We start from the raw sequence: 26,693 nt of genomic DNA, 5'->3' as shown, positions 1-26,693 counted from the left end.
GGTCCGGCTTGGCGACGAACATCATGCCGATGTTCTGCTCCAGCCAACGCTCCGCTTCTTCGTCTCGTCTTTGAACGTTGCGCTTTGGCGACGGCGTTCCTCGGGAAGATACGGGCGGCCCGAGTTCGCCTAACGCTCGCGGCTTTCTTTGCGAAACCGATTGAAGAGCGAAAAAGACAATCTTGGAAAACGCTGCTGGAGAACCATCTCGCCGACGGTCTCTCGAGACCGAGCGTTCTCGATCATCTTGCCTAAGGCGACGGAGAGGATGGAGTAAAACTCGTTCGGATTTGCCAACTCCAAGTCGTCACCGAATTTTCGGTTCCACTCCTCGATGGCCAAGATGGCCATCAACATCACCTTGTTTTCGGCGACCCTGTAAGCAAATCGTGCATCGCCGATAAGTAACGAAACGATGATCCCGGCAGGGTCGGCACCGACGGCCTCGCCGAACCGGTAAACTAGGCCGATATCGACGGCTGAGTCGCCCTTTTCGAACGTTTGATACACGCGGCGCGTCACGCCCATCCGGCGGGCGGTCTCCGTCACGCTGAGGTTAGCGGCGAGCCTCAGTGTTCGAATGATTTGAGCAAGATTAGACCTTCTGTTGTGAGCGGATTCAATAAGCGCCTCTGCGTCCATCGTTCACAAACAATCCTCTACTCACGATTGAATCCATTAGCGAGTGCCGCGCCCCGCGCAACTCGCAAACAGTCGGCCGTATCCTTTAGGGGCTTGCGCAGGTCTGACTGCTGAACGTTGCGGCGACCGCCTCTCTTCAGCCGTGCACAACTGCACCTCAGAGATCCGCATCCGCACCTTCGTCGTGCGAATTTGCACCTGCGAGGTGCAGTCCGCACTGAACGCTCTCCGCATGGCAGCGAATGCCCCGGAACCAGGCGCTCGAACTTGCATGCGGGCCCCGTATGGCGCGCGATGGATGCAGGAGCCGTCCATGGGAAAAGCCAAGGAAAAGTTCGAGCGTGTGCTGCTGACCGTGCGCCGTCGCGTACGCAGCGGAGCATTGCCGTCGGGGGGACGTGTCTCTGCCGCCGAACTTGCGGAGGAGCTGCGCCTGAGCACGACGCCGGTGCGCCAGGCCTTGGCGCAACTGGCCGGCCAGGGCCTGCTCGACGGTCGAGCCGGTGACGGCTATTTCGTGCCGCAGGCGGACACCGAAGACATCAGCGATCTGTACCGCACTCGCGGTCGTCTCGTGGGTTTGGCGATTGCGCGTTGGCCGCCTAATGACGGGCGGCCCGCCGCTCTTTCCCTACCGTCAGAGTCCCGCATCGACCTTACGAACGTGGACCGGCTTGAGTTTCAGTTACGGCAACTTGTCCGTCGCGCCGGAAGCGACGCCCTTACCTATCTCTACGACCGCCTGTCCGATCGGTTGGCCTTTTTAGCGACGGCCGAAGACCGATGCGTGGAGACCGCGGCGGTCGATTTGGCGATGATCGACGCCCTTTGTCAGGCCGGTGACGCCCGCAAGCTTGAACGCGCGATCGCCGATCTCCACGAGCGACGCGCCGCCTTGGCCGGACCCATCAAGAGCGAGAGCCGCAACAATGACGGCGCCGCACCGTGATGCTCGTCGGCGCTGCGGCTGCGGCATGGCGTGCGGCGACGATCAAAGACCGAGCCCGGATCATGCTGGGCGCATCGGCGATTGTGGCGTCGTCAGTTCTGGCCTCAGCGGCGCCGCTTCAGCTCAAACGGCTCGTCGACGCCTTAGGTCCGGGGGGAAGGATGGCGGATCTTGCGCCGCTCCTGGCTGCGGGTGCGGCCTACCCGGCCTTACGCCTCGGCGCGGGTCTGGCGGGAATGGTGCGATCGGTGGCGCTCGTACCGTTTGCTGAAGCTGTTCGACGGTGTTTGGTCTGCGAGGCGGCTTCACGCGTGATAGACGGCGACGCGGCGGTCGGTGATGCTCCGCCCCGGGTCATCAAAGCGATTGAGCGAGCCGGCGCGGCCGTCGGGCTCATCTTCCAAAGCATGATCGTCTCTTTGGCGCCGCTGATGATTGAGAGCGTCATGCTCAGCGTGATCATCTGGCGGGTCCTTGATCCGGCGGTGGGCGCGCTGATGCTGGTTGTGGCGGGGTTCTACGGCTTCGTTGCGGTGGTGGTGACGCAAAGGGCGGTCGCCGCCCGCCGCCGCCTCAATCTCGCTGACGCCGCATTTACTCAGTTTCTCTTCGACGCCGTCGATAAGTCCGACGCCGTGCGAGGCGTCTCAGCAAGACGCTGGGCCATTCAGAGGATCGGTCGGCTTTCCTCCGTTCGCGCCGGCCGGGCGATCCGGGCTCAGACCCGATCCTCATCGCTCAATGCAGTGTGGGTGCTGCTTTCTGCGTGCGCGCACGCCGCTGCGCTCGTCTACTGTGTGCGCCAGGTGCATGCCGGGAAAATGACCCTCGGGGATATGGTGCTCGTCGAGGCCTCGGTGCTGCAGCTCCTGGCGCCGCTGGGCGCATTCGGCTTCATCTTTCGCGACGTCCGAAACGCCTTCAGCGATCTGCAGCATATCGAAGGTTTTCCCCAAAGGCCTGTAAGCCAATGCGCGCCCGTGGCGCGCAAGCCGGCGGCTGTGGCGATCATCGGCGGCGTCGTCAGAGATGAGGCCGGAAACGTCCGTCTTGAAGGGCTTGATCTGGCGATCGCACCGGGAGAGCGGGTGGCCGTGATCGGCGAGAGCGGTTCGGGCAAATCGACCTTGTGCCGAGTGCTGGCGGGATCGGTTCGGCTTGCAGGGGGAGCCGTTCTGACGGACGGACGTCCGACCGATGCGCGCGATCTTATTGCGAGGTGCGGGTACCTGCCTCAGCGCAACGCCATGTTCGGGATCGGCGTGCGGCGCAACATGCTGCTCGGCTCATCGCCGTCTTTTTGTGATCGTCGCATGGAGGCCCTGGTGGAACTTTCGGCGAAGTTCGGGGTCACGACGGGCAAGTCGGGCGGCGACCTTTCGGGAGGGCAGGGCCGTCTCGTCATGTTGGCTCGCCTGGTCTGCCGCAAACACAGCTTTTGGGTTCTCGACGAGCCGACCGCAGGCCTGAACCCTGCCGCCGAAGCGGCGGTGATCGCCTGGATGAGGCGTTTTCGGCGCCATGAGACAATCATCATGGCGACCCATTCATTAGCTCTGGCCTCGGCCGCCGACCGGATCATCCTGCTGCGGGCGGGGAGGATTTCGGACCAAGGCCCGGCCCGCCGAATGCTGGCCGGGCACGGCGCCGCGAGGCGCTTCTGGGCCGTGAGCGGCGCCACTTCCTCTGGCGACGAAGGGTCGGGGCGATGATATATCAGCCCGTCGATACGGCGGCGTTGCAGGGTGATGTCCGGCGGGCGCCGGCGCATCAGTGCAATGTGCAGTCGATGACGACGAAGGGTGCAAGACGTGCCTGAGGCCAATACGTCCAGATCGCGCAGCGAAGCGGCGCTTTGGTTCGCCGAGCTGAAGAACCGCAGCATCTCGGTCGAGCGGGTGGCGGCCTTTCGAAAGTGGCGGCAAGATCCCGCCAATCGTCGCGCCTACGACGAGATCGACGGTCTTTGGCGCAGCGGCGACGCTTTGGTCGACGACCCGGACATGCAGCGTCTTGCCGCCGATGTGCTGGCGTCCACCTCTCCTTCGGCCATGGCGCGCCGCCGCCGCCGCGCTGCGGTCGGCGCCGGCCTCTTGGCCGCGGCGATCGTCCTCTCGGTGGGTGTTTGGCGGCCGTGGCAGCCGCGTCTGGTCACTAAGGTCGGTGAAAGCCGGATCGCCGTCCTGTCCGACGGCAGCAAAGTCACGCTCGATACGGCGACCAAAATCGTCGTGGACTTCGCAGGCGACCGGCGACGCGTGACCCTCAGTCGGGGCCGGGCCTTCTTCGACGTGGCGCATGATAAAACCCGGCCGTTTGTGGTCGAGGCCGGTAATGAGCGGGTAGAGGCCCTGGGCACGCGCTTTGAGGTGCGCAAGGACGGCGATCAAGTTCAGGTCAGTCTGATGGAGGGCGCCGTCAAGGTTGAGAACCTTCACGGCGACCGCGCGCAATCGCCGGTCCTGGCGCCGGGCGATCAGCTGGCCGCGACCGACGGCGCGGTGGTGCGGCGCAAGGTCGACATGCAGGTTCAGACCAGCTGGCGCGATGGCAAGCTGATCTTCAAGGAGACGCCGCTGCAGGCCGCGGTGGGCGAAGTGAACCGCTATTCGCAACAGAAGGTCGAGCTGGCCGATGAAGGGCTGGAAGACGTGAAGGTGAGCGGCGTCTTCAAGACGGGGGACACCGCCGCATTCGCATCAGCCATCGCCACCCTCTACCGCTTGGAGCTTGAGGCTGACGGACGCACCGTCCGGCTGCGGCCGCGGGGCTGACCAACCGATTTTGAAAATTTTGCGACAAGCCGGTTAGGGTGTCGACGCATATTCGAACTCTCCCCTCTCAAGCGACGGTTCCGTCGCACAAAGGAGGGGACTGAAATGAACTATGCAGCAGCGTTTCTCGGGGTGACGGCGGCGGTCGCCGCTTGCTCGGCGGCCCAGGCTCAGACGGGCCAAGCTCAGGCCGCGCGAGCGGATGTGAACATCGCCCCCGGACCGCTCGCCCCGGCGCTGGAGGCGTTCGGCAAGACCTTCGACGTGCAGGTGGTCGTCGATTCCGGCGTCGCCGCCGGCCGCAGGACGGGGGGCGTTCGAGGCGCGATGAGCGCGACCGAAGCGTTGCAGCGCCTGCTGGGCGGCACCGGCCTGGAGGCAGTCGAGCCGAGACCGGGGGTCTTCGTGGTGGCGCCGATCAAGACGCCGTCTTCGTCGGCGGCGCTTGAGCAGCAGGAACCCGTCAGGCTCGATGAGGTGGTGGTCACCGGCTCTCTGCTGCGGGGCGCCGATCAAGGCGCTTCGCCGGTTTTGATCTTCCGGCGGGACGATCTCGACAAGGCGGGGCAGGCCACCGTCGCAGACTTCCTTCAGGCCCTGCCGCAGAACTTCGGCGGTACGGCGACCCCTGACAGCAGTCTGACCGCCGCCGACAACAGTGGCTCCAACACCACCATGTCCACGGGCCTCAACCTGAGGGGCCTGGGCGCCAACGCCACCCTGGTTCTGGTCAACGGTCGGCGGATATCCGGCACCGGCTCCAAGGGCGACTTCGCCGACGTCTCCGCCATTCCGACCGCGGCCATCGAGCGGGTCGACGTGCTGCTGGACGGGGCCTCGGCGCTATACGGCTCCGACGCCGTCGGCGGGGTGGTCAACATCATCCTTCGCAAGACCTTCGAAAGACAGGAGACGCGCCTGCGGTTCGGCGGCGCGCCGGGCGGCCTCGGCCAAGGCTCAGCCGCCCATACGGCCGGGGCGTCGTGGAGCGGCGGGCATGCGGTGGTCTCCTACGAGTTCAGCCATAAGGACGCCCTGCGGGCCGCCGAGCGGGACTACGCCGCTTCGGCGGATCTGCGCCCCTTCGGGGGCGCCGATCTGCGGCGCCATTTCAGCTCGCCGGGCAACATCGTCTCCGGAGCCCGGGTCCTCTACGCCATCCGCCCTTCAGAACGCGGCTATGCGCGATCGCCTGCGGACTTCGCAGCCGGCGAGACCAACCTGTTCAGCGGCTTTGCGGGGCAGGACATCATCGCCGGCCAGACCCGGCACGGCCTCTTCGCCGCCGCGGCGCAATCTTGGGGCGGCCTCAAGTTCGAAGCGGACATGCGCTATTCGCGGCGCGACTATGAAGGACGCGCCGGTGGCAATTCGACGACCATCAACGTCTCGCGGGCCAATCCCTTCTTCGTTTCCCCCAACGGCGCGTCGAGCCATTCGATCAGCTACTCCTTCCTCAATGACATCGGACCTCAGCGCTTCGAAGGCGTGGCCGAAGCCCTGGCCGCTTCGGCTTCAGTCTCAGCCGATCTCGGCCGCACCTGGCGCGGTCAGGCCTATGTGGCCTACGGCGAGGAGACCGGCCGTCATCGGATCAAGAACACCATTCACTCCAGGGCTTTGTCCGAGGCCTTGGGCAACATTCCCGATGATCCGGACTCCGCCTATGCCGCCGCTCGCGACGGGTTCTTCAATCCGTTCGGCGCGGGCAAGGCCAACAGCGCCGCAGTTCTCGACTTCGTCGCCTCCGGCCGCTCGCTCATCACCTTTGAGACGGCGGTGACCTCGGCCAACCTGTTGGTCGACGGCGAGGTCTTTGATCTTCCCGCAGGGCCCGTGCGCCTGGCGTTCGGCGCGCATCTTCGCACCGAGACCTACGACCGCAGCGGTGAGTTCTACACCTCCGGAAGCCTGCGCACGCCGACCGCATCTTACGGCCCTTCGGCTGATCGTCGCGTGGGCGCGATCTTCGGCGAGCTTCGAATTCCGCTCGTCGGCGACGACAACGCCGTGCGCGGGATCGAGCGCCTGGAGCTCTCCCTGGCCGGTCGGATTGAGGACTATGACGACGCCGGAACCACGGCCGACCCCAAGCTCGGCGCGGTCTGGTCGCCGGCCTCGGGCCTGCGGGTCCGCGCCAGCTACGGAACCTCCTTCCGGGCCCCGACCTTGGCGGAGGTCCGTCAGGCTCGGACCAATGCGGCGAGCCTCATCAACGAAGGCGCACAGCTTGTTCCGGTCATCGTGATGTACGGCGGCAATGACGACCTGAAGCCTGAATCCTCGCGCTCGTTCACCGCCGGGTTCGACTATGAGCCGCAGTGGCTGGACGGCCTGTCGCTCAGCCTGGGATGGTTCGACATTCGCTATCGCGGCCGCATCGGCCAGCCGGCTGCCGAAAACATCTCCGGCGTGCTCAATGATCCGATCTACGCCACCTTGGTGACCCGGATCAGTCCGTCGACCAACACCGCCGACCTGGAGCGCGTCCGCGCCTTCTTGGCCCAGCCGAACTTCAGCAACTCAAGCCAGAGCGATGCGACGAGCTTTCGCGCCATCGTCGACGGCCGCTATGTGAACGCCGGGGTTCTGCAGACCCGTGGGGTCGACGTGCGGGCGCGTTACGACTTCTCACAGGGCGAGCATCGCTTCACCGCCGAGGCCGACGGGGTCTATCTGACGCGCTATCGGCGTGGCGTCACGGCCGATGCGCCGGCGGTCGACTTGCTCGACACCGGCGGCTTTCCGCTGGATCTGCGGGCGCGGGGCTCGCTGACCTGGGGCTATCGTTCCTGGACGGCGCGCGCCACGATCAATTACGTGGACGGCTATCGAGACCGCCTGACCGGACGCAGCGTGGATTCCTGGACCACAGCCGATCTCTATCTCGGCTGGCGGCCCGAGGCCGGCTTTGCGCAGGGGCTGGACATCAGCGTCTCGGCGCAGAACCTCTTCGACGTCGATCCGCCCTTCTATCAAGCTCCTGCAGGCTACGGATACGATGCGGCCAACGCCGATCCGGTCGGGCGGCTGCTGGCCGTCCAAGTCACCAAGCGCTGGTGATCGTCCATGAGATCCGCTTTCCGAAAGGCGGCTGCGGCCGCCGGCGCCCTCTTCTGCGCCTTCATTCACCAGCCGGTTGTCGCCGCCCCTCTGACGCCTCGCGATCTCGTGGCTCTGGAAGAGTTCGTCCAGGCGGGCTTTGAGCCTTCGGGCCGATATCTCTTCATCGAGCATCGTCTCGGACGCGATCAGGCGCAGCGCTTTGATTACGGACGGGGGCAGGCGCGAACCACGGGTCGCATATCCGTCGCCGACCTAAAGAGCGGCGGCGCGATCAAGCCTCTCTTCGCGCAGTCCAGACCCTATGGCTACAGCCTGGGGCCTGTGTCTCCGTCGGGCGCGCGTCTTGCGGTCTATCGATTTAACAACGGCGCCATGCAGGTGGGTGTCGTCAACCTGGCGGACCGCACGGTCCGGTGGGCCGCGGTCAGAGCGGTCGTCGGCCTGTCGCCGCGCAACATGCAGTGGCGCTCCGACGACGAACTCCTCGTGGTCGCCGAGCAACGCAGCGACTTTGATCGAGATCTCGACCGGCACAACATCGCTGCGACCAAGGCCTCCGACCTGCAGCGACGGGCGGCCTTGGGTCTTGCGAGCATGACGGTGGTCGACAGCCGTGACGAGGGTTGCGAGTGCGGCTTTGCGCCGGGCCGCATCGTGTCGGTGAACGCACGTGACGGAGCGGTCAGGACGCTCGCATCGGGGCGGTTCTATGATCTGGAGCTCTCTCCCGACGGCGCGGTGCTGGCCGCCGCCTACATCGCCGGCGCGGCATCCTTGAAGAACAGCCGAGACATGGTCGGCGAGACCGGCATCCGCCGCAATCTGATGCTGATCGACCTTAAGAGCGGCGCGGCCCAGACCCCCTGTGCTGACTGCGACATCAGCAACAAGTTGATCAGTTGGTCGCCGAGCGGGGATCAGCTGATGTTCCATGCGCGGCCCGCGGGCGGGGCATGGGGACAGGTGCGCATCTGGTCTCGTTCTCAGGAGCGTCTGCGCGTCATCGACGACATCGACGCGCAGCGCGTGATCACCACGGATCAGAACATCGCCGTCGCCGCGCAATGGCGGGGGGAGACGCCTTACGTCTTCGGCTCCGGCCAAGGCGGGGCGCCGGCCTGGCGACGAGGCGCGCCGGGCGCCGGTCCTGCCCTCTATCCGGGCGGCGCAGATGCGCCTTGGCGGCTTGACGCCTCAGGTCCCGTCGAGGTGTCTGAGACCGCGCATCGGCTTGCCGCCCGGGCCCGGCTGCTTCAGCTCGGCGCCCCGCGGCGCCGGTTCGGTGCGACGCCGCCGGGGGGCACAGTCTCGGCGCAAGGGACCTTTGATTACGCACCTCAGCCCGAGGGTCGTCTCGTGGCGGCAGCCGGCGGGCAGGTCGTCACCCTGATGCACGACCGTCACGGCGTCGCCGCGCTTGTCCTCAGCGGACCGGGCAAGGCGGCCCGGACGCTGTCGGTCTATAATCCTTGGCTGGCGGATCGCGAGGTTCCGAGCGCGGTTGAGCTTCGGCATCGCACTGCAGGCGGTGATGAACTCGTCAGCCTGCTCTATCGGCCGGCCCGTCCCCGACCCGGCGGTGATCCTCTGATCGTCATGCCCTATCCGGGAGCAGACCGGGTCGCCGTCTATCGTCCCGACCAGATGCGCTGGTCCATCGATGTGGCGGTCATGACCGGGCAGGGCTATGCGGTGCTCACCCCCGCCATGCCTGCTCGCGAAGGAGAGCCCGGCCTGCGGCTGGCCGACCAGGTGCTTCCTTTGGTCGACCGGGTCATCAAAGAGGGCTACGCCGATCCTGATCGGCTTGCCTTGTGGGGCAACAGCTTCGGCGGCTTCGGAGCCCTGGCCATCGCCACACAGACCGACAGGTTCAAGGCGGTTGTCGCCGCACACGGGCTCTACGATCTGACGGCGGTCTGGAGCCAGCAGCATCCTGCCCTCAAGCAATCGGATGATCTGAACTACGGGGTCGCTTTCGCCGCCTACTGGGCCGAGGGCGGGCAGGGCGATCTTAAAGGACCACCCTGGGCGCAGAAGGATCGCTATGTCCGAAACAGCCCGCTCTATTTCGCCGACAAGGTCTCGGCGCCGGTGCTTCTGCTGCACAGCGACCTGGACCATGTGGCGGAGGACCAAGCCATCGCCCTCTATGCGGCGCTGCGTCGGCAAGGAAAGGATGTGCGGCTGGCGCGGTTCTGGGGCGAGGGGCACGTGATCGAAAGCCCCGCAAATCTGGAGGTGATGTTCAAGGAGGCCTTCGCCTTTCTTGAACGCAGCCTTCATCTTGAAACGCGCGCCGACCAGTAGCGAGCCCAGGCCTCCAGCGCCAAGGCGTCGATCAGGGCGCCTTGCTCACATCTCCACGCCAGGGTCGCGGGAGCCAGAGCATGCTCCAGGCGGGGGCGGTCGATCAGGCCCTTGGCGGCCAAAAGTCCGTCGAGGAGAAAAGGGCGGATGAAATCAAGGCCGGCCAGGAAACGCCGGCCTTGATGGGGGCTTAAGGAGGCCTTGGAGCGGCGGCGCCGTACGGCCGGCGCCAACTGCTCGGCGAAGGCCGTGCGCGCCAAGGCCCGGTCGCGCCCGCCTTTGCAAAGGTTGACCGGGGACGCCGACAGACAGGCCTCCAGAACCGGCTGGGCCAATAGCGGATGTCGGTAGCTTACAAAATCGCGGGCGGTGGATCGGTCAAAGGACCGCGGGCTTGTGGCGACCATGCGCAGATGCACCGACTTGGCGGCGGTGAACACGCTTGAGGTCTTTTGCGCCCGACGGGGTGAGGCGACCCAGTCATAATGCGGCGGCGAATTATCGACCCCTTCGCCGCTCATGGCGGCCCGCCACTGGGTCCATAGCGTCGTGCGTCGGGCCATGGCGAAGGCGTAGAGGTCCTTGCCGAACAGCGCCGCCGGTCCGTCCCGTCGGATCAGATCCTGCGCGATCGAGACGCCGGACTGCAGGAAGACCATGTCGCCGCCGCGCCCGGTCCAGACCTCATCAACGCCGTGCCGCTGGCGCCAGACCGATAGGGCGTCGCGGTACTGGGGCGCAAAGAGCGTCTGGTCCGGCTCGAACGTGTCGAGCTCATCGTCGCCGGGGGCGCAGAAGGGAGCGGCCGGTCGCGCCAGCGTCTCCAGGTCGGACTGCAGATGCTGCGCCTGAGCCTGCGCGAAACGCAGCTCGTCGGCGGCTTTGGACGGGGAGGTGAAGTGCAGAAGTTGCGGCTGAAAGTGCTCAGCAGCCATGCCGGCGACCACGGAGGAATCCAGGCCCCCGGACAGGAGAACGGCCGGCCTTGCGCTGCTGCGGGCAAAGGCGCCGCTCACCATGGACAGCGCCTCGCGGACGGCTTGCCCGTCGGCTTGAAGATCACGGCCGGCGTCGGCGGCGAAGGCGCAAGGGTCCCAGACCCGCGTCTCGGTCCCGTCTGCGCTGACCAAGGATCCTGCGCGGCTGTGGGTCACGCCGGTGAGCAGGGGCGGCGGATCGGCCGCCCAGCTGTCCGCCAGTCGCTGCGCCACGCTTAGCCAGTCCGGACGCACTTGCGGCGTCAACGGGCCGAGGCGTTGCGGAATTCGAGAGGCGACGACAAAGGCGCCGTCGACGCGCCACATGACGCAACTGATGCTGCCGCCCGGTTCGGTCAGCACGTCTACTCCGCCGCTGCGGTCAAACAGCAGAAGTGCGTACCGTCCCCAGTAGTCTTTGCAGAGGCGGGCCGCCTGCTCGAGTGGTGGACCGTTTGTCGAGGGCGCAAAGGCAGGCTGCCCGCGCCGATCAAAGAGCGCGCCGATGAGATAGCTGTCTGCGTCTGCCGATTTGCGGATCGAAGGCGCGTCGGGACCTTGTACGGCGAACATGACGCCGTCGGCCTCAAGACGGACGCGCCATCCGTCTTCGATGAGAAGGGCCTTGGCGAGATCCAGCTTGCCGCCTGCGCCCTCGTCGGCCCGAACAAAGATGAATGCGCCCATGTCAGACCCACAAGATCGGTTCGAACGTGGCGACACGTTCGGTGGTGTCGTTAAGGAGGATCGGTCCGGCCTGGACCCAGCAGTGGGCTTCGAAGGGCCAGGTGCGCACCCCGAAGACCCAGCTGGCGCCTAAGCCCTGCCGATGCAGCCAGGCCAAGAGCATGAAGGATTGCTGCAGGCAAAGACCCGCGACCGGCGCCAGCGGCAGGAGCGCTCTGAACCGCAGGGCGGCAGCGCAGGCGGCGTCATTGTCGATGATCCCGATCTGTTTGCGTCGCGCGACCTGTTCGACCAGAGCGCCGAGCGGGCGCCGATGGAAACTTGTGAGCACGTCCAGCTGCACCGCGGCGAAGCGCAGGGCGTCGGCGGCGGTCAACCTGTCAGCCGTCTGATCACGAAGATCGACGGCGCCGATCCGGAGGGGAGAGACCTTGGTCGGAGCCTTGTCGCAGACAAGTCCGGCCGTCGACAGAACTTCGACCAAGCGCTCGTCGCTCGCGGTCATGAGGTCGGAGGCGTGCAGCACGACCTTGTCGCCGACGCCCTGGATCATGCCGTACTGATCCGTGCGCAGATCGAGGTAGACCAGTTCATCGTCGACCAAGGCGAACCGGACACCGGCCGCAGCGGCGAGCATGAGAGACATGGGAGAGCTCCGTACGGCGCCGGCTTTAAGCCGGCGCCGTCGTTTTGGTCTTAGTCGTTCGGCATCCACTGGGGACGCAGATCGTCGTCCAGGGGGCCTAGGTCGGCGCCGCCTTGGGTGAGCCGGCGTGCGTCGCCGATCATGACAACGGGATTGATCATCAGAGCCTCCGCAAAGTTAAGCCGCCGATTGCGGCGCATCGATCGGGCGCTCGGGTTCGAAAGTCTTCAACTGGCTTCCGCAGGGCTTCTCAGGCGGCGGGCGGGCAGCGACGCCGACGCAAGGCCGACGTCGCCTCCGGCGTCAGTCGACCGGCACGAATTCCGGACGGCCGTCTTCGTCGATCGGCCCGGGCGTGTCGGCGCCTTGGGTCAGTTTCCGAGCGTGGCCGAGCCGGATGAGTTCGATAGTCATGTCAGCCTCCATTGGCTTGAGCACCTGCAGGTGTGCAGGCCTCTCCATGGGGCGGCCGGTCGAGAGAGCCTTCAACGAGCTTTCGCGCGGCATTAGCGCAGCAGGGCGCCGCGCTAGTATTGCACCCGGAGCGCACTGTTGAGCTGACGCCCCAACTTGATGAGCATCGGTGTCAGATAGGTCTCAAGCCGTTCGAATAGATGGTGGGTGGCGAATGCCGCAAAGCTGCCGACGAAGCCGCCGATGATCCAGTCCAAGGCGCCAGGCTTGTCGAAAGCGAAGAACAACACCATCGCGCCGACAAAAATCAGCACGCCTACTCCCATGCAGAGTTCCAGGATGACTTTGCACTTGGCCCAGCACCAAGCCCACAGACACCAAGCCAGGGCGCCGAACAGCCTCGCCAAGCCGAAGACGAAGCGCACCGGCAAAAGCACAATGTCGCGGACGATTGCGCTCAGCGTCCTTACGGCCTGTCGCATCAATCGCAGGTGTAGAGGCGATGCTGCTGCTGCGGGCGTGGGTACGACTGACAGCGTGGGCGGTGTCTCAACCGTATCCGTTTGCGGTGAAGCGGGGCGATCGACACAAGGCAGTTCGACGTCCGGATTCAGATACGCGACGATGTCGGCTGCGAGGCGGGGGCCGGGCGCCGGCTTGGTCGGCCACATGCCCCGCCAATAGTCGTATGCCTCACGAAGCGCCTCGGGCGCGCGTTCCACAGCATTGCCGTCCAGCGTGATCTCTCGCGGGTTGGAAGGCGGAAGCGCCACGTTGGAGACGTCGGCGTCAGCAAACCAGACGAGATGTCCGAAAATGATGCCCGAGCCCCCGGGAATCTTCCGGCTGACCAACCGCTGAAGATAGTGCTCATTGTCAGAGGCTTGCCGGTAAGGATCGATTTCGATCGTCGGCGGCTCGCCCTTTCGGCCCTGAAGCCACTGCCCGTTTCTGTGAGCGATCTCACCACCTTTGACCTCAACGATCATCACGCCGAAGGCGGGGTCGATGATGAGGAAGTCGATCTCCCCCTCGCGAGCCGGCCCACGGGGGGCGTCCATCCAATCGAGCGAGTGGAAAACGAAGACGTCTTCCGGAAGCTTCGCCAACGTCCTCCACACCTTCGCCTCTGCCGGGCTTTTGGAGTCTTTGGGGGCGGAGGGGATCATTGTGGCCATACCGGCCACAATCCGAAGTCGAACTGAATGACTGGTGAAGCTTAAGGGTTAAAATGGCTCGATGACGGGCCTCGGACTCTCGCGGCGTTGATGCGGCGCCGCTCGAGAAGTCGATTTCAGAAGACGCGTAGAAGGCAACCCGTAAAAAAGCGCGCGTAGATTGTATTTTCTATTGACTGACCTTTACGAGGGATTAACCGTCGAACGGGGTTCGGGGAAAATTTCAATGGCCGGTAAACGGATTTTTGCGGCGGCTGGCGCTTGCGCCTTGATCTGCTGCGCCGCTGACAGCGCACTTGCACGGCAGGCGAACCAGTCGCCGCCTGCAGAGGCCTCAATGGACGGCTATGTCCAACTGATTGCATCGGTGGCCTATGGCGGAGCCGCGACAGAAGAGATTTCCGCCTGTCCCACCGGCAAAGCTTTCGGGACGCCGATAGAGCAGCTTCTTAACGCCGATCAAAAGCTGCTTGTCGGCACGCGTATTGACTTGCCGGGAGGCAAGACAATTGAGCTGGCTCCCATCACGATCACCGTCGAAAGAACGAAGGTTCTTTTGATCTCCAAGACAAAATGCAACGTGAAGGCAAGTGGGTCGCAGTACGTCTCGCCCCTCTACACGACGCAATCGAGCGCATCGACGTTCTTTCGCGTATCTCCGCTCTTTCATCAGCGGACGAAGCCGACCGAGGACTTTCTGAATTCCACGGCGGAGGCGTCGGCAGCCGCGTTGAAAATCAGCCAAGTCACGGCGCCGTTTGCTGACGGCCTGGGGCTTTTGATCTCGCGGACGCTCGGAGGAGGCGGGTACAACATCAGCCAGGAGGTCGGCGTTGAACTTTCGATCAATCCGGCTTTGGGAGTCTTAGAGAAAGAACCCGATTGGAAGGTTTCCAAGAATGTCTTCGGAGGCTCTCACGACATACTCGTAAAGGCGCGCATTCATCGTGTGGCCACCTACTTCAATCCGCTAGCGTCATCCGCATCAAACATCGTCACCGGCAATAACTACCTGCCTATACTCAGTCATCCTTTCTATAATGAGCCGGTTTCGCCGGCTCGTACGATGGATGAGTTGGCCAAGCACGTGGCCGCCACCAGCTACGACGACTTGCTGGTCAAGACGGCTCCGGTCGACGTGAACAAGGCCTGCACCGAGGTGTACGCGGGATTGCAGAAGGCTGGCCTCAGCCAGGGCGACGCCGCCCTCGTGGTGTGGGCTTTGGGGCGCAAGCGTTCGGCGCCGCTCGCGAGCGGCGTCTACGACCAAGTAAGCTGCATACAGGCTAACAAGAACAGTTTGACCACAGCGGGTGTGGTTCTGGAGACGGGCGCGCCGCCTCCTCCGCCGCCGGGGCGAGCACCGACGGCCCGGGAGATGAACGCAACCTTGACCAACATTCCTCTCGGATCAGTCGACGAGACGACGGACATCAACGCCTTCTTCAAGTCTTCCACGATTACGACGCGAAATAGGGCTGCGTCCCGCTTGTTCGTTGCGAAGGCCAGTTTGGATGATCCGAACACGACTGTGTTCAATGTCGCCGCGATGAGTTTTGAAAATCAGGCGGAGTGGGCGGGAGCGGTGCCGACCGGCCAAGATGCGCTGTTCGCCAATCTTGGATGCTACTCTCATTTTGACGGTGAAAACGCATCCGTCCTCGGCGGGCCTGCGACGGTTGCGATCGGGCGCACACCGGCGATTGCCGGGGGGGCGGGACGGGAGGCCTGGGTCATTTTGAAGTTTGAAAAGGTTGTGCCCGGCGAAAACGCTCGCATCGGAAAGGTTGAGATCCGTCCCTCAATTCCGGACGCTGCGCGTGGCATTGTGCTCGGGCTGCATGGCTCGCGCCGCTGCGGGTCCGGAACCAACACATGGGAGCCGGAGCTGCTGCGATAGCCGGCGGCGATCTATCCTGGCTGGCCGAGAACGATCCGACGAGGTGATCGGGCACGTGGCGGACTACCGTCTCGGCGTACCCTAACCCTCACGCAGGGTCGCTTCCGTGGAAGAAGTACAGTTTCGAAACGCGGTGACCCGCTCCACAACAACCTCTAAAGGCAGCCGCCTGCGGCCGTGGAGTTCGCACTCCCAAATCTCCAGGCTGCGCCATCCGAGCGCTTGGAGCCGCTTGCGGGTCTCTTCATCTCGCACTTGATTGGCCGTGATCTTCTCTCGCCAGAACTCGGGGCGTGTGGCGGGAAGTTTGGCCTTGGGGCAATCGTGTCCGTGCCAAAAGCAGCCATGAACGAACACCGCCGCCTTGCGGCCGGGAAAGACGATGTCCGGCCGCCCCGGAAGATGCTTGGCATGCAGTCGGTAGCGAAGGCCCGCGGCGTGGAGAGCTTTGCGCAAGATGAGCTCGGGGCGCGTGTCGCGGCTCTTTACCCGGCTCATGTTGAACCGGCGCTGTTCTGTGGTGTGAACGTCCATGAAGCGCCGAGCTTACCGCAACGCGCAAGCGACGCGCGATCAGCTTATCGACCTTGATCGACTCCTGCTATTTGCAACCTCAGATAAAACAAGCTGAGCGTTGAGATGGCCGAACAAGGCGGCGCAGATTTGCCGGAGGCCGCGCAGGCGCCGGACGAAGTGATGAGCTTCGTAGAAGCCTTCGCCAAGGTGAAGCTCGACCGGATCCGTGCGGCGCTCGGCTCGCCCATGGCGGAGGCTGCATCCCTGGAGGCGGTCTTCGATCCCGATTGGGACGACGCGGACGCGCTCTCCAAAAGCGGCCTTGAGCCCTCTCAGATCGACGCCGACGCAAGGGCGGGGCGCAAGTACCTTCACTTCGATGTCGCCGCTGACCCCGGGGCCATGCGGCTGCGCGAACTCTTCCTGGGGCTGACCGGCCTTTCTGAAAAGCAGCAGCGGGTGCTCTTTCCGGTCCTTCGCGGCCGAGGGGCCAGCACGCCGCAAAAGCTCACTGATGAGTTGACGCGTCTGAACGGCTGGCTGGATGAGATGCGGGAAGGCGGCTTCGATCCGAGCGCGTTCATCACCTACCAACGCAGCATCGCCATCCATGGCGCGGGACAAAACCTAAGCGGCCAGATCGGCGCGGCCGGAGCGGCCATCGCTTTCGTCGACGCCATTCAAGAACTGAACCCGACCGCCATCGCCGACACCGTAGGCGCCATAGCACCGTCGGATGTCCGGTCTCCGGCGCAGGTCGCCGCCTGGCTTGAGAAGAACAAGGCCGCCCACACGCTGCGCGCCGTTCTGCTCACCAACGGCCGGGCCTTGGTGTTCGCCGGCAGCAAGGACGCCAACATCTTTGAGCCCCTGGGCGGCGCAGCCTTCCTGAACGCCAAGGACGCTCTTCAGCGATACAACGCCGTGGCCAAGGATCAGCGGCAGCGGCGTCAGCAACTGCACGAACATGCCGTGGGTGAAGTGAAGACGGCGACCGATCCGAACAATCTGCATGAGCGTATGGGGCTGGCCTCACGTGAAACTCAGACCGAACTTCGCACGGACCGCTTCTTGATGATGGCGATCCTCAATCCCGAGATCCTCGCCGGCGGGGAGCAGGGCCGGACCATGAACAATCGCGACCTGATCAGGTTCACGCACGTGTTCAACCTGCACCACTGCTGGGGCTGGGACGGCGGCCGCGAGCGCCATCCCGAGCATTGGACGAGGTTCAAGGACGCGGTGGCCGAATGGTGCGGCCTCTAGGGATCAGGCTGCGCGTCGAGCCGACACGGACTTGATGTCCGCCAGCCTCAAGGTCGTGTCGGGCATCACCCATTCTTCGACCGCCGGCTTGCGGCCGCTGATCATCCAATCGACGCAGGCGGCGATCTGCCAGGCGATGACCGGTGGAACGGCGTCGCCGATCGCCCGGTAGCGGTTGGCCACCGATTTGACCGGGAAGATGTAGTCGAAGGGGAAGCCCTGCAGGGTGGCCATCTCCCGTACGGTGAGCAGGCGATCCTCGGTCGGGTGCGCATAGCGGCCGTTGCCCACATGGGCGCACTCGCGCTTGATGGTCGGCGCGGGGCGATCCCACCACATGCGGCCGTAGACATCCGGGTGCGAGCCGAAGTCGCCGCTGGTCCAGCGCTGCAGGCACTGGGGCGTCAACAATCGGCGCGTCTCTTCGCGACGAGCCACATCAATCCAACCGCCGCCGTCCGTAGGGGTCGCCCGAAGTCGGGCTGACACGGCCGCCCCGGCTCCGGGGCTGGCGGCGCCCGTGGGATCATCTGGCGCCGTTGCTTGCCACTCAGCCAGCCGCTGCAGCGCGGTGCGGACGGTGGTGGCGCTCGTGTCGATCTCCCGGCCTTCCCAAAGATCCTCCAGAGTGCGGGCGGGACCGACGCGCGAGGCCACGATCAGTGCGCGTTCGCGCACCTGGGGCAGTCCGAAGCGGCTGAGGAAGTGGATGTCCGCCCGCACGTCGTAGCCCAGACGCTCCAGCCGCGCCTTAAGGGCGTTCCAATGCTGGGGATGATTGCCCCGCAATAGCTCGCGGGCGTTCTCCATGACAAACACGTCGGGCATCATCGCCTCGACGAAATCGCCCGAGCGGCCGACCAAGGTGTTGCGGTCCTTGTCGGAGGTGTGGTTCGCCGGATTGGCCCGGGAGAAGTCGGTGCAGGGCGCGCAGGAGATCAGGCAGCCGACCTCGCCGGATGTGATCTCGAACTTCGACATCAGAGCATCGGGCGACAGCAGATTCAGGTCGGCGGACAGGGGCTGCAGGCTGTGGTTGGCCGCATAGATCGCATTGCAGCCGGTCTCGCCGGCTTCCTTGCCGGAGGGCTTGGCGACTTCCAGGTCCACCGCGCCGGCCAGACGCCATCCCGGACGACCGGCGAAACCCGCGCTCATGCCGCCGCCGCAGGAAAAGAGGTCGACTACAGGACGGTCACGATCTGAGGCGGTCATGCCGCTCCTTGTTCCATGCAGACCGTCGTGGCTGCGAGATTTCTCGCAATCGGGCCGAAGAGTTCACTTATCAGATTCGACCATACGAGGTCAGGACAGGCAAGCGGCTGCGAGCCCCGCGGCGGGCTTAGGGCTCGCCTTCGTTCAGGAGCGCGCTGCAAAGCGCGATGGCCTTGCTCATGCGCCATTCTACGGTTTTGACCGAAACGCCCAGCCGGACGGCGATCTCTTCGTAGGTAAGCCCGACCACGCGGCTGAGGATGAAGGTTTCTTGGTAGGTAGCGGGCAGTGCTCGGATCACCTCTTTGTATGCGAGGTGCGATATCTGATCGGCGCTCTGACCATACTGATGGTCTAGCGCTGTCGACTTCAAAGGCTCCGTTGCAAGGCGCGTTTCCCTTTGGTGGCGCTTCACGGCGATGTTTATCGCAACGCGAAGTAGGAAGGCCTTCGGGCTCCGAATGCCGTCTAGAGCTTCATATTGAGCTAGTCGCGCGAATGTTTCCTGAACCACCTCTTCGATTTGGTTTTGCGGCAACGAGCGCCGAAGTGACCGGGCCAGCCAAGCAGAATGGCTTCGGTATATGCGCTCGCAGTCTGACCAAGCAGTCGGTAGCTGCGGTTGAGAAAGGGGCCAGCGCATCAACGTCTCCCAAGACGCAATAGGGACTATAGTCCCTGGTGACTATAGTCCCTATTGCGCCCTATCCCAAAATGGAATGGCGGGCCGTAGTGGGCGGCAATCTTCGAGATCTAAGAGTCTCGCGAGGGTGGACTCAAGAAGAGCTGGCGTTCAGCGCGCGGCTCGATGAAGGCTACTTGGGCAAGATTGAAAGAGGGAAGCGAAACCCCTCAGTGGCGGTGCTCGCTCGTCTCGCTACCGCCCTGGACGCGACGTTGGCGGACTTCTTCCATGAGCGCGGTTTAGACGCAGGAGGGATTATAGTCCCTGGAGAGGCCCGGACCTTTCGGTGCCCATCCTGCGGATGGATTGGCAGTCAACTCTCGCCCGAAACATACGGCAGCTCCGCCAAGACAAAGGTCTGACGCAAGAGCAGTTGGCGGTCGATTCCAGCATTGACCTAACCTACCTCGGCGGCATCGAACGTGGGCGCCGCAATCCCTCCCTCCTTGTGATGGCTCGTATCGCTGATGCGCTGGGAGTTTCTCTGCCCAAGCTCCTGGAAAAGTAGGCGAGACCGTTCGGCATCGATCGCATGCAGTCGCCCTTAGGCGACCGGCAGCAGCTTGCGATCCGATGGATTGCACCGTCCGTGTCAACTTGTGGCCCGCAGTTGTCCATTGTTGAACACCTGCGGTGCCGATCCGCACCAACGGCGTGCGGTCCTCCCCTACTTTCCCGAAAGTCGACGGAAGATCGCGGCAAAATTCATGGCAAAGCTCGCGCCGCCCGACTGATCCGATTGACGATGTCCTCATCAAGAGGAGGTCGTTCGTGGTTCGATCACATCGTCACCTGGCAATTGTCTGCCTCGCCCTAAGTTCGCTGTCCGGCCCGGCCTTCGCGCAATCCGCCGGCGGTGATCTCGGCGGCTTCATTCAAAACATCATCGACCTCTTGAATTCCGACATCATCCGAGGTCTGGCGGTGCTGGCAGTCATCCTCACCGGCGTCGCCTGGATGTTCGGCCAGATCGATCTTCGTCGCGCCGGGACGGTGGTCGTCGGGATCATCGTGATCTTCGGCGCCGGCACCATCGTCGACATGATCGTCGGCGGAGCCTGACCGTGGCGTCGCTCGGCCAACAGCCTGCGCGGGACACACTCTTTTTGGCCTGCACCCGTCCGGCGCTGGTCCTCGGCGTGCCCATGGAGGCCATGGGGGTCAATCTGATCGTCTCATCGGTGGCGTTCCTGGCTGGCGGAAGCCTGCTCTATCTGCTGATCGCGCCCGCGCTGCACTTCGTTCTGCGGGGCGTCTGCCGGACCGACCATCACGCGCTTCGCCTTTTGTGGCTCTCGGTCGAGACGCGCGGCCGCAGCCGCTGCGCCACACTGTGGGGCGGCGCAGCATTCAGCCCTCTGCCGTTTCGCAAGGTGGGTCGTGCTTGAGCGGCTTACGTCCCCAGCGGTCCTCAAGCGCGAGACGACCGTGCGCGGCCGGTTGCCCTACGCCCGTCACGCCACCGAGACGGTGATCGCCCTGGACGGCGGCGCGCTCATGGCGATGGTCGAACTGGAGGGCGCATCCTTCGAGACCGCAGATGCGGCCGCCGTCGATCGCTTGCATGACGCCCTGTCGGCGGCATGGCGCACCATCGGCGCCGAGGACCTGGCGCTGTGGCAGCATCTGGTGCGCCTGCCGTCTGCGGCGCCGGCGGGAGACACTTTCACCAGCGCCTATGCCGGGGAGCTCGATGAGGCGTGGCGGGCCAAGCTCGCTCGCGACGGCCTCTTCTCCAACCGCCTTTACCTGGCCGTCGTCCTCAAGGCGCCTGTGCTCGGCAGCCTGTTCAGGCGCGCGGGCGCTATCGGCGATGAACTGCAGCACCGCTTGAGCCGACTCGAGACGGTCATGCGCGATCTTCAGCGTCTTCTCGAGCCCTGGCGGCCCAGAAGACTCGGCGTCCTCGCGCACGGCGGCGGCCATGCAAGCGCGCTCCTGGCCGTTCTGGCGAGCCTCCTGGAGGGTCGCGAACGCACGGCGCCGATCGTCCGCGGTCATCTGGGCGAAGCGCTTGGCTCGGCGCGGCTGATCTTCGGCCGGGAGGCCGTGGAGATCCGCCATCACGGCAGCAGCACCTATGCGGCCATGCTGGGCCTGAAGGCCTATCCGGCGACCACCTGGCCGGGGGCGTGGGATGCGCTTTTGGCGGCGCCGTTCCGTCTCGTGATCAGCCAGTCCTTCGCCTTTCTGTCGCGGCCGGCCGGAGAGGCGCTGCTGGGGCGTCGGCAAAACCAGATGGTCAGCGCCGCCGACCGCGCTGCATCCCAGATCGACCAACTGGACGAGGCCATGGACGATCTGGCCAGCGGCCGGTTCGTCATGGGGGAGCATCAGGCCAGCGTCATGGTGTTCGCCGATACGCCGGCGGACCTGTCACGTGACCTATCGATGGCCGGCGCCATGCTGGCCGGGGGCGGGCTCGTTGTCGCCCGTGAAGACGTGGGGCTCGAGGCGGCGTTCTGGGCGCAGTTCCCGGGCAACTTTCGTCTCAGGACGCGGCCGGCGGCGATCTCGTCGCGTAACTTCGCAGGGCTGGCGCCGCTGCATGCCTATCCCGAGGGGCGAGCGGAAGGCCTGCATTGGGGGCAGCCTCTGACCACGCTGCGCACGAGAGGGCGCACCCGGTTCGATTTCAGCATGCACGTCAACGACCTGGGCCACACCTTCATCTGCGGCCCCTCCGGCTCCGGCAAGACGGTGTTGCAGAACTTCATACTGGCCCAGGCGCAGCGGTTCGCTCCGCGGCAAGTCCTGATCGACAAGGATCGCGGCGCCGAGATTTTCGTGCGCGCCTGCGACGGCGCCTACCACACGCTTCGTTCCGGCCAGGCGACGGGCCTGGCTCCGCTCAAGGCTCTGGAGGAGAAGGACGCCGGCTTCCTGCGCGCCTTGGTGCTGCGCATGGCGCTGGGGCCCGTCGAACAGGCGACGCCGCAGCAGATCGCCCTGCTCGATGAAGCGGTGGCGGCCGTGCTGCGTCTGCCGCGACGATCACGATCGATGTCGGCCCTGCGCGGCCTTCTGGGTCAGCAGGACGCCGAAGGTCTCGGCGCGCGGCTGGAGCGTTGGTGCGACGACGGCGCCTTGGCATGGGCGCTCGACGGCGAAGACGACGCCCTTGATCTGGCGCCGCCTCTGGTCGGCTTCGACATGACCACCATCCTGGACGATGCCGAGGCGCGCGCCCCGGTGATGATGTACCTGCTTCATCGCATCGGCGCCCTGGCCGACGGCCGCCGCCTCATCGTCTCCATCGACGAGTTCTGGAAGACGTTGGGCGATGAGGCGTTTCGCGCCTTTGCCCGCGATGGCCTGAAGACCTGGCGCAAGCAAAACGCCGTCCTCGTTCTTTCCACCCAGTCGCCTTCCGACGTCCTGGCCTCGCCGATCGCGCGGACCATCCTCGAGCAGTGCGCCACGCACGTCTTCCTGCCCAACGGTCAGGCCGCGGCGCTCGACTATCGTGACGGGTTCGGGCTGTCGGAGCGTGAGTTTCAGCTGGTCCGCGATGAGCTGGGCGTGGGCGGCCGGGGTTTCCTCATTCGCCAGGCCGGCGCCTCCGCCGTAGCCGAACTCGATCTGAGCGGCCTCGACGACCACATGGCCGTCCTCAGCGGACGGGCTGCGGCCGTCGCCGCCCTCGACCGGCTTCGCGCCGAACTGGGCGATGCGCCCACGGCTTGGCGCTCCGCCTTCCGCCAGCACACGGAGAACAAGGCATGAGACGACTTCTATGCGGCGTCGTCGCCTGCGCCGTTCTGGCCATGAGTCATCCCGCGCGGGCTGCGGTCATCGTCCATGACCCCGTCGCGTACGCCAAGATCATCGATGAGGTGCGAGCCGCCATCGAGCAGCTCGACACCCTCAAGGCTCAATTGGCCGAAGGAAAGCGGCTGCACGACAGCCTCAATCTTCGCTCCGCTATCGACGCCATCGCCCCGGAGCTCTCCGCGCCGGAGCTGCGCAAAGCCCTCCCGGACGTGAGCGCCCTGGAGCAGGCGGCAAGCGGCAGGTTCGAAGCCCTCGGCGCCATCGGCGATCGGGCGCGGCAAATCCGAGAGGCGCGCCGCAAGCTCGCCCCCGCCGCCGGGGAGGAGGCCTCACCTTTGGCTCGACAAGGCGATCTGGCCGCGCGTGACCTGGCGGTAGGGGAGGCGGCGGTGCGCGCAAGTTCGGAGCGTCTGACAGGCCTTCGCGCCCTGCAGGCGGCGGTCGGCCAGGCCGACAGCGCTCGCGCCGTGGCTGATCTGCAGGCCCGCATCGCCGCTGAACAAGCCCTGATCCTCAACGACCAGATGAAGCTTCAGGCGCTCGCCCTGGCTCAGGCGGCCGAGGAGCGGATGGAGCGGCAGGAAGCTAGAGAGCGGTCGGCCCAGCGGAGACGTGACCGTATGGAGCTTGCAAGAAGGACTTTCCAATGATCCGCCGCCTCTGGGCCTGCCTTCTTCTGGCGGCCTGCTCGGCCGAGCCTCGCAGCGAGAGTTACTTCGTCGCCCACCCGGAAGAAGCCCGACGCGTACTCGAGGCATGTGAGGCGGGCGCCCACCGTGGCGACGAATGCGTCAACGCGCATGCGTCGGAACGTGAAATCCGTAGACGGGCTCGGATGGAGATGGCCCGGCGGACCTTTGAGCGAGGTCGCTGATGGAGACTACCTACACCGTCTTCAGCCAGGCCTACGGCACGGTCGACAACCGGCTGGAAAATTTTCTGGGTGACGCCGTTCAAAACGCGATCGCTGAGATGGCCGGCCCGATGAGGGTGGCGCTTGTGCTCTACGTGCTGCTCTACGGCTTTGCGATCCTGAGGGGCGCCATCCAGGAGCCGTTGATGGATTTCGCGGTCCGTAGCATCAAACTCACCATCATCTACTTGCTGGCGACCACGCCCGCCTATGGCGACTACGTCACGCAGCCCCTCTTCCACCAACTTCCGGACGCTCTGTCGCGGGCCCTCGGCGGCGCTGCTTTCCAGGATGCAGGGGGCGCCTTCGATCGGTACATCGGCCAGACCGCTTGGCTCGCGGATCGCATCACCGAAGATGCGGAAATCTGGGACGTCATGGATTGGCTGATCGCCACGGCGGTCTGGATTTGTGGTGCGCTGGCGGCTGCCCTGGGGTTCGGCATCGTCACCGTCGCCAAGGTCGCTTTGGCGCTCATCGTCGCCTTGGGGCCGATCTTCATAGGTTTGTCTCTCTTCGAAGCGACCCGCCGCTACTTCTTCGGCTGGCTCTCCCAGGCAGTGAACTACTTGGTCCTGTTCGCCTTGATCTTCGCCGTCTTCCAACTCGTTCTGGCGATGGTTGCCGACCAATGGGAGAGCTTGCAGGCGCAAGACGCCATGGCGGCTGGATTTGCGTTCATAGCGCTGTCTCTCCTCGGCTCGATCTTTTTCCTGCAGACCCCGACCCTGGCCGCGGGCATCGCGGGCGGCGCCAGCCTCGGGATCGCCGACTTCCTGAACGCCGGCCGGTCCGACATCGTCTTCTCTCAACGACGCAAGGGGGGCCGAAAGTGAGCCGCCGCGCCCTCGTCTTCGTAGCCCTCAGCACCTCGGTCGCGCTCTGCAGCTGCGCCACCGTCGGCGATAGTGGTCGCCCGCCCGTCTGCGACGGCAAGCATCGCCGCACGGCCAACCCTTACGGTTCTGTCCTGAGCGATGCAGCGCCGCCGTCGATCGCCTCTCCCGTCGAGGCCGAAGCCAAACCCTGCGGAGGCGGCCGATGAACAGGCCCACCGACATGGCGGTCTATCTGAAGGACGCCTCCAGCTGGGATGACGATCGTCTCTCGGCGGCCTTGAGGTCGCGGCGCCTGGCCTGGGCCGTGGCGGCAGGGGCGGGGGTGCTGGCGACCGCCGCTTGTGTTGCGGTCGCCATGCTGGCGCCCCTGAAGACGGTTGAGCCCTTCGTGGTGCGTGTCGACCGCGCCAGCGGCGCGGTGGAGGTCATGACCGCGCTTACCGACACCGAGCCTCGCACTTACGACGAGGCGGTGGGGAAGTACTTCCTCTCCACCTATGTGCGGGCCCGAGAGACCTGGCTGCCCGCCGCCGCAAAGGCCAACTTCGATCAGGCCGTGATCCTGTCGGCCCCGGCCGAGCAGCAAAGGCTCGCCGACCGCTTTCGCCCGACCAACCCGCAAAGCCCTCAGGTGATCCTCGGCCCCGCCGCTCAAGCGGTCGTGGAGGTGCGCTCGGTGACCTTCCTCTCACCCAGCGTGGGCCAGGTGCGCTTCACCCGCAGTGTCGAGCACAGCGGCGTGGTCGAAGACGGCGACTGGATCGCCACCATCACCTTCGCCTGGGCGGACGGACCCATGAAGGAGCGCGATCGCCTCAAGAACCCGCTGGGGTTCCAGGTGGTCAGCTACCGCGTAGACCAGGAGGCCGGTCGATGATGCACATCATCCTGATCTGCCTGGCGCTTCTGGCGCCTGCCGCTGCGCAGGCCGCAGACTCCCGCATCCGAACCGTCGACTATGACCCCGACGCGGTCGTTCGGATCGAAGGGCGGTTCTCAACCGCGGTGCAGATCGTATTGGCCGAAGGCGAGGAGATCCTGCACGTGGCGCTGGGCGACAGCGCCGCCTGGGAGGCGGCGCCGGAAGGGCGTCTGCTTTTCCTGAAGCCCCTGGCCGCCAGGACGACCAACCTCATCGTCGCTTCGCGGGCGCCGGACGGATCCACGCGAAACTACGCTTTCGAGCTTCGTGTGGCCAAGTCGCCGGGCCCCTGGATGGTCCGCTTCTCCTACCCCGCCGCCGAGCGGGCCAAGGTGGCCGCCCTCATCGACGCCAAGGAGGCGGCGCTGCGACGCCGGCTGCAGCAGCTTCGTCTCGATCGAGGGGCCGTGGAGGGGCCACGCAACCTCGCCTGGTCGCTCCAGGGCGCGGCGGCGCTGCAGCCCTCGGAGGTCAGCGACAACGGCCGCTTCACGGTGATGCGGTTTCCGGGCGGGCAGGCCGTTCCGGCCGTCTTCGCGGTCGCGTCGGATGGCGAAGAAAGCCTGATCCCCTTCGACGTGCGCGGCGAGTTCGTCGTGGTTCACGGGGTTCATGCCCAGCTTCGCCTTCGCCAGGGCGCTCAGATGCTGTGTCTGTGGAACGAGGCTTACGACCCGCGAGCCGGCGGGGCGGCATCGGGCACGGCGACGACGAGCGTCCGACGCATCGACAAGGAGAGCCGGCCATGAGCGCGCCCGATGAGCCGAGGCCGCAAGAGAGCGACGCCCCGCTCAACCGCACCCTCAGCCCCGTCGCCGGAAATCTCGGCGCCTCGCGGATGGGGCGGGCCGCCGCGGTGACGGCTCTGGCCGTGGTCTGCGGCTAATCCTGGCGCCCTGGAAGCGGCGCGATGCGGCCGTAGCGGCCAAGACCGCGCCGCCGCGCCAGACCGTATCCTTCGAGCCGGCCCGAGATGTCCCGACCCTCGACAACCCGGGGCCCGACGCGCCCACCCTTTAC

General features: G+C 65.4%; 26 protein-coding genes. 19 read left to right on the top strand and 7 right to left on the bottom strand.

Features of this window, described 5'->3' with window-relative positions; genetic code table 11:
• Positions 1-129: 129 nt before the first annotated feature.
• Positions 130-642: a helix-turn-helix domain-containing protein gene (locus P7B02_RS03180; RefSeq protein ID WP_277784853.1), complete on the bottom strand. Its 513-nt coding sequence runs from the start codon at positions 640-642 to the stop codon at positions 130-132.
• A 313-nt stretch (positions 643-955) separates the two neighbouring features.
• Here P7B02_RS03180 and P7B02_RS03175 point away from each other — a divergent pair, with 313 nt between their 5' ends.
• From P7B02_RS03175 to P7B02_RS03155, 5 genes are all read left to right on the top strand, one after another.
• A complete protein-coding gene (locus P7B02_RS03175; RefSeq protein ID WP_277784852.1) occupies positions 956-1,591 on the top strand; it encodes a GntR family transcriptional regulator in 636 nt (211 codons plus the stop codon).
• On the top strand, positions 1,591-3,303 hold the full coding sequence (locus tag P7B02_RS03170) for an ATP-binding cassette domain-containing protein (protein WP_277785167.1): 1,713 nt from the start codon (positions 1,591-1,593) through the stop codon (positions 3,301-3,303). Before P7B02_RS03175 ends, P7B02_RS03170 begins: the two co-directional genes overlap by 1 nt.
• A gap of 90 nt (positions 3,304-3,393) precedes the next feature.
• A complete protein-coding gene (locus P7B02_RS03165; protein WP_277784851.1) occupies positions 3,394-4,365 on the top strand; it encodes a FecR family protein in 972 nt (323 codons plus the stop codon).
• 105 nt (positions 4,366-4,470) lie between these two features.
• Positions 4,471-7,428 (top strand): TonB-dependent receptor, encoded by a 2,958-nt coding sequence (locus P7B02_RS03160; protein WP_277784850.1) that lies wholly within the window; start codon positions 4,471-4,473, stop codon positions 7,426-7,428.
• Positions 7,429-7,434: 6 nt separating this feature from the next.
• Entirely contained in the window at positions 7,435-9,741 is a 2,307-nt protein-coding gene (locus tag P7B02_RS03155; protein WP_277784849.1) for an alpha/beta hydrolase family protein, read from the top strand.
• On the opposite strand, the gene P7B02_RS03150 is transcribed toward P7B02_RS03155, so the two are convergent.
• The 3 genes from P7B02_RS03150 to P7B02_RS03140 all read right to left on the bottom strand — a co-directional run bounded on the left by P7B02_RS03150 (position 9,714) and on the right by P7B02_RS03140 (position 13,634).
• Positions 9,714-11,405, bottom strand: a complete 1,692-nt coding sequence (locus P7B02_RS03150; RefSeq protein ID WP_277784848.1) for an asparagine synthase-related protein — start codon at positions 11,403-11,405, stop codon at positions 9,714-9,716. The two genes, P7B02_RS03155 and P7B02_RS03150, sit on opposite strands and share 28 nt — an antisense overlap.
• Before the next feature lies 1 nt (position 11,406).
• Positions 11,407-12,051, bottom strand: a complete 645-nt coding sequence (locus P7B02_RS03145) for a lasso peptide biosynthesis B2 protein (RefSeq protein ID WP_277784847.1) — start codon at positions 12,049-12,051, stop codon at positions 11,407-11,409.
• Between the two features lie 527 nt (positions 12,052-12,578).
• Complete coding sequence (locus tag P7B02_RS03140) at positions 12,579-13,634, bottom strand: nuclease-related domain-containing protein (RefSeq protein WP_277784846.1); 1,056 nt, start codon at positions 13,632-13,634, stop codon at positions 12,579-12,581.
• 235 nt (positions 13,635-13,869) lie between these two features.
• Here P7B02_RS03140 and P7B02_RS03135 point away from each other — a divergent pair, with 235 nt between their 5' ends.
• Positions 13,870-15,543 carry a hypothetical protein gene (locus P7B02_RS03135; protein WP_277784845.1) on the top strand — a complete coding sequence of 558 codons (1,674 nt, stop codon included), beginning with the start codon at positions 13,870-13,872 and terminating at the stop codon, positions 15,541-15,543.
• Between the two features lie 81 nt (positions 15,544-15,624).
• On the opposite strand, the gene P7B02_RS03130 is transcribed toward P7B02_RS03135, so the two are convergent.
• The gene (locus P7B02_RS03130) at positions 15,625-16,077 is read right to left on the bottom strand and encodes a very short patch repair endonuclease (RefSeq protein WP_277784844.1); all 453 of its coding nucleotides are present in this window, start codon (positions 16,075-16,077) and stop codon (positions 15,625-15,627) included.
• 105 nt (positions 16,078-16,182) lie between these two features.
• Between P7B02_RS03130 and P7B02_RS03125 the strand changes: the two genes are divergently transcribed.
• Complete coding sequence (locus P7B02_RS03125; protein WP_277784843.1) at positions 16,183-17,325, top strand: hypothetical protein; 1,143 nt, start codon at positions 16,183-16,185, stop codon at positions 17,323-17,325.
• A 3-nt stretch (positions 17,326-17,328) separates the two neighbouring features.
• Here the strand turns inward: P7B02_RS03125 and P7B02_RS03120 are convergent, their stop codons facing one another.
• Complete coding sequence (locus tag P7B02_RS03120; protein ID WP_277784842.1) at positions 17,329-18,540, bottom strand: DNA cytosine methyltransferase; 1,212 nt, start codon at positions 18,538-18,540, stop codon at positions 17,329-17,331.
• A 127-nt stretch (positions 18,541-18,667) separates the two neighbouring features.
• Positions 18,668-19,183: an RNA polymerase sigma factor gene (locus P7B02_RS03115; protein WP_277784841.1), complete on the bottom strand. Its 516-nt coding sequence runs from the start codon at positions 19,181-19,183 to the stop codon at positions 18,668-18,670.
• A 71-nt stretch (positions 19,184-19,254) separates the two neighbouring features.
• Here P7B02_RS03115 and P7B02_RS03110 point away from each other — a divergent pair, with 71 nt between their 5' ends.
• The 12 genes from P7B02_RS03110 to P7B02_RS03060 all read left to right on the top strand — a co-directional run bounded on the left by P7B02_RS03110 (position 19,255) and on the right by P7B02_RS03060 (position 26,559).
• Positions 19,255-19,587: a helix-turn-helix domain-containing protein gene (locus P7B02_RS03110; protein WP_277784840.1), complete on the top strand. Its 333-nt coding sequence runs from the start codon at positions 19,255-19,257 to the stop codon at positions 19,585-19,587.
• Positions 19,527-19,733, top strand: coding sequence for a helix-turn-helix domain-containing protein (locus P7B02_RS03105; RefSeq protein WP_277784839.1), 207 nt, complete (start codon positions 19,527-19,529; stop codon positions 19,731-19,733). Before P7B02_RS03110 ends, P7B02_RS03105 begins: the two co-directional genes overlap by 61 nt.
• A gap of 125 nt (positions 19,734-19,858) precedes the next feature.
• Entirely contained in the window at positions 19,859-20,287 is a 429-nt protein-coding gene (locus tag P7B02_RS03100) for a TrbC/VirB2 family protein (RefSeq protein WP_277784838.1), read from the top strand.
• Positions 20,288-20,289: 2 nt separating this feature from the next.
• Positions 20,290-20,613: a type IV secretion system protein VirB3 gene (locus tag P7B02_RS03095; protein WP_277784837.1), complete on the top strand. Its 324-nt coding sequence runs from the start codon at positions 20,290-20,292 to the stop codon at positions 20,611-20,613.
• Positions 20,606-22,951: a VirB4 family type IV secretion/conjugal transfer ATPase gene (locus P7B02_RS03090; protein ID WP_277784836.1), complete on the top strand. Its 2,346-nt coding sequence runs from the start codon at positions 20,606-20,608 to the stop codon at positions 22,949-22,951. Before P7B02_RS03095 ends, P7B02_RS03090 begins: the two co-directional genes overlap by 8 nt.
• A complete protein-coding gene (locus P7B02_RS03085; protein ID WP_277784835.1) occupies positions 22,948-23,649 on the top strand; it encodes a type IV secretion system protein in 702 nt (233 codons plus the stop codon). The genes P7B02_RS03090 and P7B02_RS03085 overlap by 4 nt, the downstream gene beginning before the upstream one ends.
• On the top strand, positions 23,646-23,873 hold the full coding sequence (locus P7B02_RS19655; protein ID WP_431355773.1) for an EexN family lipoprotein: 228 nt from the start codon (positions 23,646-23,648) through the stop codon (positions 23,871-23,873). The genes P7B02_RS03085 and P7B02_RS19655 overlap by 4 nt, the downstream gene beginning before the upstream one ends.
• On the top strand, positions 23,873-24,748 hold the full coding sequence (locus P7B02_RS03080) for a type IV secretion system protein (protein ID WP_277784834.1): 876 nt from the start codon (positions 23,873-23,875) through the stop codon (positions 24,746-24,748). Before P7B02_RS19655 ends, P7B02_RS03080 begins: the two co-directional genes overlap by 1 nt.
• A complete protein-coding gene (locus P7B02_RS03075; protein ID WP_277784833.1) occupies positions 24,745-24,957 on the top strand; it encodes a hypothetical protein in 213 nt (70 codons plus the stop codon). Before P7B02_RS03080 ends, P7B02_RS03075 begins: the two co-directional genes overlap by 4 nt.
• The gene (locus tag P7B02_RS03070) at positions 24,954-25,628 is read left to right on the top strand and encodes a virB8 family protein (protein WP_277784832.1); all 675 of its coding nucleotides are present in this window, start codon (positions 24,954-24,956) and stop codon (positions 25,626-25,628) included. Before P7B02_RS03075 ends, P7B02_RS03070 begins: the two co-directional genes overlap by 4 nt.
• A complete protein-coding gene (locus tag P7B02_RS03065) occupies positions 25,625-26,422 on the top strand; it encodes a TrbG/VirB9 family P-type conjugative transfer protein (protein WP_277784831.1) in 798 nt (265 codons plus the stop codon). Before P7B02_RS03070 ends, P7B02_RS03065 begins: the two co-directional genes overlap by 4 nt.
• Positions 26,419-26,559: a hypothetical protein gene (locus P7B02_RS03060; protein WP_277784830.1), complete on the top strand. Its 141-nt coding sequence runs from the start codon at positions 26,419-26,421 to the stop codon at positions 26,557-26,559. The genes P7B02_RS03065 and P7B02_RS03060 overlap by 4 nt, the downstream gene beginning before the upstream one ends.
• Positions 26,560-26,693: the final 134 nt, after the last annotated feature.

Origin of the sequence: Caulobacter segnis (genome assembly GCF_029543125.1) — a bacterium.
In the GTDB taxonomy this organism is placed as follows: domain Bacteria; phylum Pseudomonadota; class Alphaproteobacteria; order Caulobacterales; family Caulobacteraceae; genus Caulobacter; species Caulobacter segnis_D.
Note: the sequence above shows the minus strand (reverse complement) of the source record. Positions and strands in the feature narration are given on the sequence as shown.